Origin of the sequence: Phormidium tenue FACHB-1050 (assembly GCF_014696925.1) — a bacterium.
In the GTDB taxonomy this organism is placed as follows: Bacteria; Cyanobacteriota; Cyanobacteriia; order Pseudanabaenales; family Pseudanabaenaceae; genus Pseudanabaena.
Map to the genome: position 1 here is coordinate 156,449 of NZ_JACJQY010000006.1, position 14,835 is coordinate 171,283.

The 14,835-nt window shown below is 40.0% G+C and carries 7 protein-coding genes; 6 read left to right on the forward strand and 1 reads right to left on the reverse strand.

Translation table 11 applies throughout. The annotated features are described in order from the left end of the window. Positions 1-141 precede the first annotated feature (141 nt). The 6 genes from H6G05_RS06225 (at position 142) to H6G05_RS06250 (ending at position 13,712) form a co-directional block, all read left to right on the forward strand. Positions 142-3,465 (forward strand): HsdM family class I SAM-dependent methyltransferase, encoded by a 3,324-nt coding sequence (locus tag H6G05_RS06225; protein WP_190577250.1) that lies wholly within the window; start codon positions 142-144, stop codon positions 3,463-3,465. Continuing rightward, positions 3,462-4,286, forward strand: coding sequence for a hypothetical protein (locus H6G05_RS06230; protein WP_190577251.1), 825 nt, complete (start codon positions 3,462-3,464; stop codon positions 4,284-4,286). The genes H6G05_RS06225 and H6G05_RS06230 overlap by 4 nt, the downstream gene beginning before the upstream one ends. 111 nt (positions 4,287-4,397) lie before the next feature. After that, positions 4,398-7,739, forward strand: a complete 3,342-nt coding sequence (mfd, locus tag H6G05_RS06235) for a transcription-repair coupling factor (protein ID WP_190577252.1) — start codon at positions 4,398-4,400, stop codon at positions 7,737-7,739. Between the two features lie 60 nt (positions 7,740-7,799). Further along, a complete protein-coding gene (locus H6G05_RS06240; RefSeq protein ID WP_190577253.1) occupies positions 7,800-9,746 on the forward strand; it encodes a P-loop NTPase fold protein in 1,947 nt (648 codons plus the stop codon). Between the two features lie 40 nt (positions 9,747-9,786). Beyond that, positions 9,787-11,991 (forward strand): SF1B family DNA helicase RecD2, encoded by a 2,205-nt coding sequence (gene recD2, locus H6G05_RS06245; RefSeq protein WP_190577254.1) that lies wholly within the window; start codon positions 9,787-9,789, stop codon positions 11,989-11,991. A gap of 104 nt (positions 11,992-12,095) precedes the next feature. After that, the gene (locus H6G05_RS06250) at positions 12,096-13,712 is read left to right on the forward strand and encodes an alpha/beta hydrolase (RefSeq protein ID WP_190577255.1); all 1,617 of its coding nucleotides are present in this window, start codon (positions 12,096-12,098) and stop codon (positions 13,710-13,712) included. Here the strand turns inward: H6G05_RS06250 and H6G05_RS06255 are convergent. Continuing rightward, positions 13,709-14,671, reverse strand: a complete 963-nt coding sequence (locus H6G05_RS06255) for a hypothetical protein (protein ID WP_190577257.1) — start codon at positions 14,669-14,671, stop codon at positions 13,709-13,711. The genes H6G05_RS06250 and H6G05_RS06255 overlap by 4 nt on opposite strands. Between the last annotated feature and the right edge of the window lie 164 nt (positions 14,672-14,835).

Sequence of the window (14,835 nt, forward strand, 5' to 3'; positions counted from 1 at the left end):
AATTTAGTATTATTTTTCCCTAACAATATTGATAAATCTTAAAACATTTAATACTAAAATTAGCCATAAATGCTATCATGCATTGACTTGTAAGTTTAGGAGCTTGTCATTTTTTACAGATGATAAGTAATTTTGAGAGAAATGGTTGTAGGAACTAGCTCTGCTAGTGAGTTATTGGAATCTGTTTATACTGCACTCGATCTTGATCAAGGTGAGCTTTTGAGTGCGGAATTTTCCCCTACCCAAGAAACTAAGTTAGAACAGTGGCTAAATAAGGGGGACTGGTTATCACTTGCAAAGCAACTAAAAGCCGAAAAGATTTTTTTTGTAAAAGACGATCCTGTTATAGTTTTTGCTAGCTCGAAATCTCAAGACGTTTCAGCTTTGAGAAAAATATTTAATGATATTTGGTGTATGGCAAGACCTCAAAGGTTATTCCTCGCTACTGATGGGGAGTTAGCTGTATATGATTTGACAAAGCCTCCTATCAGAACCGATGAGGATTGGGAGAAGAATAAACCTTTAGCCTTAGTTAGAAATATCTCTGATGTTGCTAGAGAATTAAAGAGCTATCGTCGAGGGAATATAGAATCTGGGAAATTATTTGAAGAAGAACATTTTGGGAAAGATGATCAACGTGCGGATCAATCTCTAATTCGTAATTTAAAGATTGTTCGCGACAATTTAACAAGCTCTATTTCAGGCAAAGAACTAGAGCCGAAATATGCTCATGCACTAATAGGCAGATCTATATTTATTCGCTATTTAGAAGATAGAAAAATCCTTACAAAAGAGTATTTTGAGAATGTTGCAAAAAAACATAATAACCCCGAATGGAAATCAATACTTGATGCAAAACTGAACAAGCCAGACATTAATCAGGATATGGGAAAGCGCTTATATCCAAGAGTTTTAGAGAATAAAGAGTTTACATATGCTTTATTTGATCAATTGTCAGAAGACTTTAATGGAGATATGTTTCCTTCCGATCCTGACGAGAGACAAGCAGTAGATGTTCAACATCTCAGATTACTACAAGGTTTTTTAAGAGGAGATGTAGATAGCCAACAAAGTCTCTTCTTTTGGGCATATAAGTTTGACATTATCCCTATCGAGCTAATTAGTAGCATCTACGAAGAGTTTTATCTGACCACAAATGCTGATGCAGGAAATCATGGAACACATTACACTCCAAGCTCATTAGTTAGATTCGTTTTATCACAAGTTCTAACACCAGATTGTCTTGAAAAAAAACCTAGAATTCTTGATCCATGTTGTGGATCGGGAATCTTTCTAGTTGAAGCTTTTAGAAGAATTGTGCGATATAGCTTCTTTAAGAAAGGTAAAATGCCAAGTCCAACAGAGCTTAGAACAATTATCAGAGATCAATTAGCTGGCATTGAAATTAATGAAGAAGCAGTACGAGTTGCAGCTTTTAGCTTGTATTTAGCCCTTCTACATTTTCAAAAGCCCCCAGCAATTTGGCAACAGATTAAGAAAGGGCAACGTCTCCCCAGTCTAAAATATCAAGCTAATTCGATTAATGCTGGGGAAAAATTCAATAACTTAATTGAAGCAAATGCTTTTGATGTTGCAGAAAAAGTTAACGATGAAGATGTATTGAATAAGTTTAGTAGCAATTGTGCTGATGTTGTAATTGGAAATCCTCCTTGGGGGCAACCTAAAAAAGGTGATAAAGCAGGAGCATTTGCTTTGCAGAAAGGACTTGATTGGTGTGAACAAAACAATTATCCAGTTGGGGATAAGGAAAGATCACAGGCTTTTATATGGAAAACTCTTGATTTCCTGAAAGATGGTGGTGTTGCATCTTTACTTGTTTCTACTGGAGTATTTTTTAAACATCATGAAAATAGCCAGAAATTCCGAAATCAATGGTTATCTTCAATCAAACTAATAGAAGTTATCAACTTCTCTCATGTTAGAGATATTTTTTTTAGTGGCGCAATTTCTCCGTTCGCTTCTGTAGTTTTCCAAAAATCTTCTACAGTTGATCCTCAGTATCAATTAGTTAACTATTTTTCAGCCAAGAAATCATCTCAAGCTATTCGTTTAAAGTCAGTTATTCTAAGTTGTTCAGATCTTCAAATGGTTCACCAATCAGATTTACTTGAGAATGATAAGCTTTGGAAAATCTATTGGTGGGGTAATCACAGAGATCTCGCTTTGATCAATAATTTACAACTCAACCCATCTCTCGAAAAATTTTGCGACCCTGAAAATTCAGGGAGGGGATTTGAAGAAGGCTCAGGACAATCATCGATTGGAAATATTTTAAACTATAAGGAACTTCCTACTAAAGAATTTAAAAAATATGGAAGCATTAACAAAAAATTACTAAAGTCTGTCCCGCTAAAAGTAAATCGCAGGGGAAAGAGTGAGGGCTTATATTTTGGAAAGCGTATTTTAGTAAAGCGTGGTATTACTCAGCAGTCTTTCCCAAAAGGACAAATTATTTCTCGCTTAGAATCAGAAGAATTTTGTTTTCGGCATTCTATTTACTGCATTAAACTTGCTCAGCCAGATGATTGGAAATATAAGATTATTTTGGCAATTATATGGTCATCACTTTCTCGATATTATTTTTTCCTGACTACTAGTACTTGGGGAATGTGGCATCATGAAATTCATTATCAAGAATTACTAGATTTACCAATTCGGCTTCCTGATTCTCAAGAGAAAATAGATCAAATAGTTAATATAGTTGACCAACTCAACAGTGTAGATTTATCGCATCAAAAAACTTCGAGATCAAGAAATAAGAACCAACTAGAAATAAACATCAATACAGATATACCAAATCATAATAATCTATTGGAAGGTATAAAGGCTCTCGAAGACAAGCTCGATGAAGCTATATTTGATTTGTATGAACTCAGGATATCTGAGCGTGATTTGATTCGCGATATGTGCGATATTGGTATCGAATTTTTCTACAATGAAATAGAAAGTCAAGCCATCAAACCAATTATAACTAGAAATTCTAAATGTAAGTATGGGCTTCTACAAACGACTTCATCTCTCAATGACTCTGATCTGCCAGTTGAGCTTAAGAATTACCTCAAGATTTTACTAAATACTTGGAATCGAGAATTATATCCAGAAGGGGAATTCAGTTGGCGAATAATCCCCTCTGATCAAGCAACAGCAATGCTATGTGTTGTTTTGTCTACACAAGAAGTAGGACATATTCCCCAATTTCTTGACAATGATGAGGATGCTTGGGCGACAGTCCTCAGTGAACTTAATGATGCCTTGTTAGTTCCGTACCAGAGTAATCGCGTCTATATTGATGGAATTGTTCGTGCTGTCACAGATACTGACATCATCATTATTAAACGTAATGAAAAAAGACTATGGACAAAAAGTATGGCTCGTGAGGATGTAGAGGCAACTCTTCTTCAAGCAATTAACTTACAGGAGTCTAAACAAGGTATTTCAGTATGAGCCGACCTCTGATTAGCAAGAAAAATTCATGGAATAATTTCGAGAAATGTGTTTTGGAAGTATTCAATATTGCATTAATGATGCTACATGAAAAACCAACTCTTCCGATAGAAGAGGATAGTGTAAAAAGTGTTGACACTCTAAATCGTCAATTAGATTGCTGTTTACCTCACGCCATCATGAAGTGGGAGAAGATTAATAATGCAGAAATTCCAACAACTCCAAAACCAAATCTTCGTCAACAGCCTGACCTTAATAATGATCAAGTGATTAATGATTATGAGAGGACAAAACCTGATTTCCAATGGGAACTTAGGGACAGATCGGGAAGTAGCGATAATCTAAACTCAATTTTTATAAATTATGCGATTGAATGTAAGCGGTTAGGGAAAGACTTGTCGTCACAGAGAAATCTAAATAAGGAATATGTTTACAAAGGTATTCTTAGGTTTACAACAAATACACATCGTTATGGTCAATCTACTTCTTCAGGATTAATGATTGGATATGTCCAAAATACTGACTTACAGATAATTCTGAATGAAGTAAGTAATTTTACTTTGTCTACTTCTTTACCTGAACCTTTGCTTTCATCCAAAGGTTGGGAAAAGGGTGTTAGTAGACTAGATCATAAGTTAGATAGACCAGATATTGAGCCTACACTTTTTGAATTAAGACACCTGTGGATAGATTTACGCCATCATTATCAACAACCATCAAGTTCTTCCATAAAAAAGGCTAGTACACGAAAGAAATCAACAGCACAGAAATCTAAATCGTCAAAAAGTAGACCCAATAAAGATTCTAGCGTTGCAGAATAATACATAAATTAGGCGGATTTCAGAAATCAGCGGTTAGTCTAAATCTTGTTTCTAAGCCTCTAACAAATCTTTGTTTTATATTCAAATCAGCAACGCCTTTAATCCCACCCCATGACCTTCACAGCAGTCCTAGAGAACATAGCCCGATCGCCGATCGCCACAAAAATAGGCGAGAAACTTAAAACAGCAAAAAGCATATCTCTATCAGGACTATCACGCTTAGGCAAAGGACTGATTAGCACCCACCTATGTCAACAACAAGCCCAACCATTAGTCATCGTCACCGCCACCGTTGAAGAAGCAACTCGCTGGGCTTTACAACTCCAGTCAATGTCATGGTGCGTTTATCTATATCAACCCCTTGACACATTTCCCTACGAATCAGCCCAAATCGATTTAGAAACCGCTTGGACAAGGATTGAGATATTAGCGGAATTGCTTGCCAAACCACAGCATAATCTAGCGATCGCTACCACCATTAACGCACTACAACCCCATCTACCATCCACTCAAGTATTCCAAAAACATAGCATCTATCTCAATATCGGCAATTCACAATCAGTTAAATTACTTGCCGAGGCTTTTTCCAGATTAGGATATGAAGAAGTCAAAGAAGTAAAAGAATCAAAACAGTGGAGCCGCAAAGGATTTAGTTTTGAAGTGTTTCCAGTTAATCGAAATCTACCAGTGCGCCTAAGCTGCAATCGCGGTACTGTCGAGAAAATCAGAGAATTTGACCCCACTAATCCTAAAAGCTTCACCGACCTATCCAGCATCGCGATTGCCCCTGTCGATTTGGATGAGTTGGTTTCTGCTCATAAAGCTACATTACTGCATTACTTACCCAAGAACTTTGTCGTTGCTATTGATGAACCCGAACAATGTCAGAGCTATGGCGATCGCTGGTACGAAGCTGCGGAAGAACTTTATCAAAATCAATATCCTCAAGCCGATACACTGAAACTGCATTGGGACTTTGCTAAGTGTATGAGTGAGGCAAAGAAATTTCAGATGCTTCAACTTAGTGAGCGATCGCTTAAACCCAAAGCCAATATTTTTGATTTTGCCAGTGCTTCTATTCCCATAGTTCCCCATCAGTTTGACCAGATTGCGACGTTGATTCGTGAATATTTCAAATCAGAATATCAAGTCACGCTGATTTCGGCGCAACCTTTGCGCGTGGCAACTCTGCTCAAGGAGTATGACTGCATTGCTAACTTTGTCAGTGATCCTGATGATTTACAGTCCATTGCGCGGATTCAGAAAGCTGGTAAACCTGTGATTTTGAAATATTCGGGACTGATGGAGATGCAAGGCTTTGTTTTGCCTAGTTGCAAGATGGCGCTCTTGACCGATCGCGAATTATTTGGACAGCAATTACTAGCCTCACCAACTTTTGTGCATCCCTCACGGATGAATACGGCTAAGTCAGTTAATCCTGACGAGCTAAATGTGGGTGATTATGTCGTGCATCGTAAGTATGGGATTGGTAAGTTTACGCGCTTTGAAACCATTGAAGTGAAGGGAGAAAAGCAACCGCATTATATCGTTGAGTTTGCTGATGGTAAGACTGCGGTGGCGATCGCGCCAGAAAATGAGAAGATCCTCTCCCGCTATCGCAGTGCTTCTAATAAACCTCCTAAGTTAAGCAGCATCGCCAATACAAAGGGCTGGGATAACGCTCTCAGCAAGTGCCAAAAGGAGATTTACAAGTTAGCAAGGGATTTACTGCAACTCTATGTCCGTCGTGCTAATTTAGTCGGCTATGCTTTTCCATCTGATACCGATTGGCAACAGGAGATGGAGGATTCTTTTCCCTATCAACTTACGCCCGATCAGGTCAAAGCTGTTCAAGATGTGAAGCAAGACATGGAAAGCGATCGCCCGATGGATCGTTTAGTTTGTGGTGATGTCGGATTTGGTAAAACAGAGGTAGCGGTAAGGGCAATTTTTAAGGCGGTTTGTGCGGGTAAGCAAGTAGCTCTGTTAGCACCGACGACGATTCTGGCGCAACAGCATTTTCATACGCTCCAAACTCGGTTTGCGGCTTATCCCTTCACGGTAGATATCGTGAATCGGTTTCGCCCTGCGAAGGAGCGCAAGCAGGTTTTACAAGAGGTTGCGGATGGGAAAGTACAAGTCATTGTTGGTACGCATCAACTGTTGTCTAAAGATGTTGAGTTTCACGATTTGGGTTTGCTGGTAATTGATGAGGAACAACGCTTTGGGACTTTGCAGAAGGAGAAAATCAAGACGATGAAGGGGAATGTGGATTTATTGACTCTGAGTGCTACACCGATTCCGCGCACTCTCTATGCGGCTCTTTCTGGAGTACGGGAAATGAGTGTAATTGCGACTCCTCCTCCCTCAAGGCGATCGATTCAAACCCATTTGTCTGCCTATGATGCGTCACTGGTGAAAACAGCAATTCGGCATGAGTTAGATCGTGGTGGTCAGGTGTTTTATGTTGTACCGCGTATTGAGGGCATTGAGGCGATCGCTGTTTCTTTGCAAGCGATGTTGCCAAATGTGAGATTGGCGATCGCTCATGGACAGATGCAGGAGTCGGAGTTAGAAGCGGCGATGGTTGCTTTTAATAACAATGAGGCGGATATTCTCCTCTGTACCACGATTATTGAGTCGGGTTTGGATATTCCGCGTGTGAATACGATTGTGATTGAGGATGCTCATAAATTGGGTTTGGCGCAACTTTATCAATTGCGTGGTCGGGTTGGTCGGGCGGGGATTCAGGCTCATGCCTATTTGCTGTATCCGCCTAACCTTGAGTTGACAGATTCAGCGAAGAGGAGATTGGATGCAATTCAGGAATTTAGTCAGCTTGGTTCGGGTTATCAACTGGCGATGCGTGATATGGAAATTCGTGGGTTGGGGGATTTATTGGGTGAGGAGCAGTCGGGTCAGGCGGATGTGATTGGCTTTGCGCTATACATGGATTTACTTCAGGAATATATTAATGAGTTACGGGGGAAGATTTTGCCTGAAGTTGCGGATACTGAGCTTCAGTTGCCACGTTTGGTGGCTTTTATTCCTGACACTTATATAGAGGACAAGGAGACGAAGATTAATGCTTATTTGACTTTGGCAAAGGTGAAGTCGAAGGAGGAGATTCTCAAGTTGGCTGCGGTTTGGGAGGGGGTGTATGGGGCTTTGCCTGAAGAAACTCAGGTATTGCTCAGGGTAATGGAATTGAAGTTGGTGGCGAGGAAGGTTGGGGTGTTTCGCATTTATGCTTCAGAGGATGGGCGCGATCTGTTTCTGGACTCGAAGCTTACGGATTCACTTTGGGAGTTACTTCATGCCAAGATCCCGATTGAGTTCTATTATCGTTTTACTTTCGATAAGGGGAGAATTAAGATCACGAGTCTGGCTCTCCTTCCTGGGGATAAGCAGGTGCATTTCTTGATTGAGTGGTTGGGCTGTTTTTTAAATTGAGCATTGGGTAATCTTTCAGTATAAAATTTACTATTAACATCAGTTACAGTGTGAAAATCAATGAGTCCAGATAATCAATCTCTTAACGATCATATAGATAAATACCTAGAATATTACTGTAATTTATCTCATTCACCCAGCTTTGCTGTTCTTTTAAAAGGTCAATGGGGATCGGGGAAAACGTGGTTTATCAATAAATATAGAGAAATACTAAAAAAGGAAAATCAAAAGTGCCTATACGTCAGCTTATATGGAATGACAAGTTTTTCCGAGATAGAAGATGCCTTCTTACAACAGCTTTTACATCCTATTCTTACTTCAAAAGGGGTAGCAGTAGGCTTTAAAATTTTCAAAAGTTTACTAAAAGGTACACTCAAAATTGATTTAGATGGGGATGGTAAAGACGATGGAAATTTGAGTATTCAGATCCCAGAGATTAACCTACTTGAACAGTTTAAAGATATCAACAATAGCATATTAATATTTGATGACTTAGAGCGCTGTAAAATAGATCTAAGTAACTTACTAGGATATATTAACTATTTCGTAGAGCATCAAGGATTAAAGGTAATACTAATAGCAGATGAAGACAAATTAGAGAATAATCCTGATTATCCTTCTATCAAAGAAAAATTAATAGGAAAAACTTTTGCAATATCTGCTGATTTTGATAGTGCGTTAAAAAACTTTATTGAGGTGGTTAATTACAAGGAAGTTGAAAAGTTTCTTTCTGAAAGTACCATATTAATAAAAGAAATCTATAAACAAGCTAAATATGAGAATCTAAGAAATTTAAAGCAAATTATTTTAGATTTTGATAGAATATTTGCAGTATTGCTACAAAAAGCAAAAAATAATCCAGAAATTTTGCAAGATATTTTGCAGTCACTTATGGCTTTTTCTATTGAAATTAAGCGAGGTGATATGTCGCCTAAAGATATTACTAAACTAGAAGATGTATATATATCAAAATTGACCGAGGAAACTAATTTACAACAGTCGTTTAATCCTACTAATAATCAAAGCGATACAAAATTAACGAAACTTCAACAAAGTCTCGGCAGATACACTTCTATTAACCTATATGATCCTCTTCCAAGTAGACAGTGGTGGGAAGTTTTTTTTGATAAGGGGATCATAGATGAAAAAGAATTAAATCAGTCAATACTTAACAGATATTTTCAGAATAAAAATACTGCAAATTGGATTAGATTGTGGCATTATTCTGATGTCTCTGATGATGAATTTAATAATTTACTTAATGAAGTAGTTCTAGAGTTTAGCAATAGAAAATACAATGAAATTGGAATAATTAAGCATGTAGTTGGTTTACTTTTAGTGTTCTCTGATGCTGAACTTTATGATAAATCTAAAGAAGAAATTATTAGAGATTCAAAGCTTTATATTGATTATTTAAAAAATAATAGCCCTAATGTTTTGACGAGTCCATCAACAATTGGAGATGTAGTTGGTATGTATGCTGGGCTTGGTTTTCAGGGCAAAGAAATCGATGAATTTAAAGAACTATTATCTTATATTAGTAATATTAAAGAAATAGCAAGAGAAGAGGGGATGTCCAGTGCTTGTGAAGAATTACTTAATATTATGCAGAATGATAGTACAAAATTCCGTAGAATGGTCTCTCTAAGTGAATCTCGAGATGGTGATACAGTGGAAAAAAGATATTATGAAACTCCTATATTTAAATATATTAACCCCACTATTTTCATAGAGAAGCTACTATCAATGAATCTTGAAGATCAACGTGATATTCTTTGGACACTGAGTGAAAGATATAGATATAATAATATTAATGAAAATCTAGTCGAAGATTTAAAATTTCTCAAATCTATTCAGGAATTATTGCAAGTGGAAATAACTGATAGAAGGAAACACAAAAAAGTTAGTGGATTTGTTCTAGAGCAATACGTCAACCACTATCTAGATAAAGCTATTGACTATCTAGATAGTGCTATTAAAAGACTTAAAAACGAAGTTGCTATATAAATGGTAAAGCGATCGCTACATTTATCCATCCTTTTGGCTTATGCCTGACAACATCGACTACCTCCAAGGCATCATCGAACGCCTCACCTTTCACTCCGAAGAGACAGGCTATACCGTGGCGCGGCTAAAAGTACCCAAGGCTCAAGACTTAATCACTGTAGTCGGTAACTTTGCCAATATCCAAGCAGGACAGACTCTCGCCCTAGAAGGCACATGGCGATCGCATCCTAAATTTGGCGACCAGTTCCAAGTCACTCAATACCGTGAAACTAAACCCGCCACGATTACAGGAATTGAGAAATATCTTGGCAGTGGTCTGATTAAAGGCGTGGGACCAGTCACCGCCAAACGCATCGTCACTCATTTTGGCTTAGATACCCTTGACATCATTGAAAATGAGATTGACCGTCTGATTGAAGTTCCTGGCATTGCCAAGAAACGGGTGAAGATGATCAAAACTGCTTGGGAAACGCAAAAGGCGATTAAAGAGGTGATGGTATTCCTGCAAGGGCATGGTGTATCCACTACCTATGCGGTCAAAATATTCAAGCATTATGGCAATGATTCCATTCAGACCGTTTCCGAAAATCCCTATCAACTGGCGACAGATATCTATGGCATTGGTTTCTTTACTGCTGACCAAATCGCTCGGAATATTGGTATTGAAGTTAGTTCTGAGTTTCGCAGCATTGCGGGAATCTTCCACTGTTTAGGGGAAGCTGCTGAAGATGGTCATTGCTATTTACCGCGAAAAGAGCTAGAAGAGAAAGCGATTAAACTGCTTGCCATCGAAGACTATCAGCCAGATCCTGAAACCATCTCTAAAATTGTTCTCCATCTCTCAATTAACGATCGCTTGGTGATGCAAGGCTTAGAAGGAGAGTTCATCTGCTACAAACCTACTTACTTCCATACTGAACAGAATCTTGCCGAACGGGTTTATCAACTATTGCAACACAAACATCATCCAGATCCTGAACGAGTCAAGGCTTGGATCGATCGCTACACCACCCAAAGAAATATCCAACTCTCGCCTAAACAACGGGAAGCCGTGGAGATGGCGGCTAGTTCATCGGTGCTTATTCTCACAGGTGGACCGGGGACAGGTAAAACTACCACCACCCGCACGATTGTCGCGCTCTGGAAATCGATGGGTAAGGAGATTGCCCTTGCTTCGCCAACGGGTCGGGCGGCTCAACGATTACAGGAAGTCACGGGTTGTGAAGCGAAGACAATTCACCGTTTTCTAGAGTTTGACCCGAAATCAATGGGATTTAAACGCAATCAGGAATATCCTCTGACCGCTCAAGCGATCGGTATTGATGAAGCATCGATGCTAGATCTGTTTCTTGCCTTTTCTCTGGTGAAAGCGATTCCATTAGGCGCTCAACTACTTCTTGTCGGCGATACCGATCAACTTCCCAGTGTTGGTGCGGGTAATGTTCTCAAAGATTTAATTGATTCTCAGCAAGTCCCTGTGATTACTCTAACTGAAGTATTTCGTCAGGCTCAGGCAAGTCAAATTATTCAGAATGCTCACCGTATCAATATGGGTAAGTTTCCGAATATCGAAAAGGTCTCTAATCAGCCTCAATCTGATTGCCTCTGGCTAGAAATGCCGAATGCTGAAGCGGGTCAGCAGGGTATTTGCGACATTATTACGGAGTTGTTACCCAGTCTGGGCTTTGACCCTCAGCAAGATATGCAGGTTCTCTGTCCGATGACTAGAGGTGATGTCGGTACGCGCAATCTCAATGCTGTACTGCAACAGTTACTCAATCCCCCTGACGCGATGAAGCCCGAAATTAAGTATGGGAATACGATCTTCCGCTTGGGCGATCGCATTATGCAGCAGGTGAATGACTATAACCGTGAGGTTTTCAATGGGGACATTGGTACGATTACGGGTGTAGATTTGGAGGAGCGTGAAGTCACGGTGGTATTTGGCGATCGGCAAGTGGTCTATGATTATGCCGATCTCAATGAGATTGCTCTCGCTAGGGCGACGACAATCCATAAGGCTCAGGGCAGCGAGTATCCTGTGGTGATCATGCCTCTGTTTATGCAGCATTTTCTGATGCTTTCTCGTAATCTGTTCTACACTGGGCTGACTCGTGCGAGAAAGCTTGCCATTATTGTTGGTGAGTCGAAGGCTATCGGGCTGGCGGTTAGACAAGTCAGCGATCGGCAGAGATATACTTATCTTGCGAAACGGTTAGCAAAGTTTGCCGCTCCTCAATCCTGATTCTTGCTGATAAAGTTTCATGAAAGGAATTAGATAGATTATTGCCAAGAGGTATAGTGTGGCTCAGTATAGGCTATTTCCCTCAGAGGGGAATTGATGAGGATATGCAAAAAGCGAAATTTATGTTTAGCAAACTGGGGATTTGGCTGGGGGCGATCGCTTTGATCGCTGGGTTATTGCTCAATCAAATCTTTTATCCCCACAATATCGCCACCGAAACAATTAATCTAAAACGAGATCGAGATCGCCCCCTTGTAGGCAGATTGTATATCCCCGACCAAATAAAAACTCCCTATCCCACGATCATTCTCTGGCATGGCGTTAGCTCTTCTAAAGAAATGATGGAGCCACTTGCAGTAGAACTAGCCCGCCAAGGTATTGCTGCCATAGCCTTTGATGCTGGCGGATTTGGCGAATCCTATGACAGACCATTTAGCTCAGAAGAAAATCTCAAGGATGCGAGTGTGGTATTTGATTATGTAAAACAACATCCCGAACGCTTTGACCGATTACATTTGGGCATGGGTGGTCATTCCATGGGAGCCGCCACAGCGATCGCCTTTGGTTCCGAAACAGCAAGTTCCAAGCAAATCCGCGTTACCATCGCTCTCGGTATGAGTGCAGAGATTAGCCGCACAATCCCTGCTAACCTCTTGATGGGAATCGGATTGTACGAAGAGTTGCATAGTCCCGCAGCCATGCGCGAAACTTTACAACAGGGAACTGGTGAAGCAACTCAGGAATTTCAAATCAAGGGGGATTTTCAAAATGGTTCCGCTAGAAAACTGGTCATTTCCAGTACTTCTAACCATTTGATTGAGCCTTTTGACCCCACCTTAATTCAAGAAGCTGTAGTTTGGGCTGTGAAAGCCTTGGGTTTACGTGAGAGGTCGGTACTTTTAACGATGCCATTTGTCATGTGGGGATGGTTTCTGATCTTCATCGGTTCAGTTTTAAGTATTAGTTATGGTCTACGTGAGCTTAATTTTTTGAAGACAAAATTGCGCTTAGTAACAGTGGGAATGGTGGTGATCGCTGCGATTTTTCTCTGTTTGGGTATGATCGGAGCGATCCCTAGCAGAATGGCAACCAGTCTAGTCTTTCTAGTGGCGACAGTTTTGCCTATCAGTACCTATGCGATCAGTCAACCCAAGAAACTGACATCATTTTTACAACTGGGCGGACTTTATGTTAGTGCTATCCTCATAGCCTACGCGATCGTCTCCCTTGTCATGCGTTGGCAAGAGTTGTTGACTAATCCTTCATATCTATTAGGACTACCACAGTTCCTTGTCCAACTTCCAGTGGCGATGATTTATTCGAGGGTTCAAGAATTGAATGCGGCTATGTTTCCTGTCTACAGCAATGGACTTGTTCCTAGTTGGCATCTTTCCCTTCTCTTTTTGCCCGAACTGATTTATCCCAGTGTGCTTTTAAGCGTGGGGACTAGATCGGCTGCATGGTTAGTCAGATGGCTACGCCAACCACTAAAACTAGCAAAAGTAGATCGTCCCAGTAAGAAATCTCTGCAATTATTAGGCGGACTCAGTTTAGTTTTAGCGATCGTTCTCATTCAACAGGCAAGGATGGGAACTGTCTCTATGGAATATGCGATCATTGCCATAAGTCTACTCGCTCGGATGGCTTTATTTCCTGCTCTACTAGTTATATTGATTGTGCGATCGCCTCAATTTCAAGCATTAGAAAAACGATGCTTTTAGATGCGTAAGGATTCATGTACTGCTTGTAGCTGAGATCGCTGCTGCCAAGCCTGCTCAAATTGTTGGATGTCCAATTCGCTTAAATTGGCAAATTCAATTTCTTGTCCCTTAACCTTCAAGATGATCTGGCGATCACCCCTTAAACGCTCAACTGTCAGAGCATCTCCGCTTCGTTGGATACTGTAAGAATTCTTGCCCGTTTCTCCAAATCTATCAGTCTCTAACTCATTGAGTAGTTGATGGCAGATTGCCGTAACCATCTGAGCGTGATCGATTCTGTCCTGTTCTGGGTTAACAGGAATTTCTGATTTAGCAATATTTTCAGATTGGTTTGGTTTGGGTACTTTAAGCGATCGCTGTTTTTCTAACTCAACCACAAGTTCGTTCAACAAACTATCTGACAAACCCTGATCGGCTTGATGAAACGAATCTACAGGCTGGTTTAACACCTTTCGATCAGCACTTTGCATCTCTAAAATAATCGAGCGATCACGTGCTGGATAGTAACTGACCTGTAAATACTTCTGAAGCCCTCCCCAACTAAACTCTTTGCCTAGCTCATTACCTTGAATGCTATTACTTCCCAAACTGTAGGAAATACCTTTAATCTTCTTGGTGCGGGTGTATTTGACATGAGCATCTATTCCTGAATGTTTCAACTGCTCAATCAACTGGGACATGGTCATTCCTACTTTTACTTGCTCTCTAATTACTTGTGATATGTGAGAGGCCATAGTAGGAATATTAGGATGTATCCCCTGCTCGGAGATGCTTTCAATCCGCTTTAAGATACGCGGTAAGGAATAAGCCTTGCCCACACTGGAGCCTGCCATGCTCACTCCATCAAATTTGTAAGCAATCCCTTTTGGTTTTCCCTTGCGATCTCGGTCAACCCTGACTTCAATCCCTTCAAGATTTAACTGCTCAATAAAATCTGGTAGTGACGTGGTATTTACCAAAGTTGCATCGATCTTGTCTGCAAGTTGACGCTTTACAGTAACTTTGCCTGTTTCTAATTCCTTAGGAATGAAAAATAAATAACTTATGCATTTCAGTTATTTTGAGGAATAGCTCTATAATTCCATTTAGGAAGATATTCATCAAAAATGATAGGTAGATTTTC